1 protein-coding gene is annotated in these 250 nt (G+C 69.6%); it reads right to left on the reverse strand.

The window, feature by feature from the left end:
- The coding region (locus L9G74_RS24495; RefSeq protein WP_238898858.1) for a hypothetical protein at positions 1-250 on the reverse strand (250 nt) is incomplete at both ends.

Consider the following 250-nt stretch of genomic DNA (forward strand, 5'->3'; position numbering starts at 1 on the left):
GAGCACCTTCTTGACGATCTCGTCGCTGAGGGAGGCGATCTGGGCGTCGAGCGCCTTGACGGCCTCCTCCTTGTGCGCCTCGAGGTTGGCGAGCGCCACCACGAGCACGGCCACGACCCGGCGGCGCCCCTCGTCCAGCTTCGCCTCCAGCTCCTGGGTGGTCTCCTTCTTCATCTTGTTAAGCGCCGCGGCGATCTCGGCGCGTGCCGCCTTCAGCACGGCGGCGGCCTGCTCCTCCAGCTGCCGCACC

Origin of the sequence: Shewanella electrica (assembly GCF_022321485.1) — a bacterium.
Lineage (GTDB): Bacteria > Pseudomonadota > Gammaproteobacteria > Enterobacterales > Shewanellaceae > Shewanella > Shewanella electrica.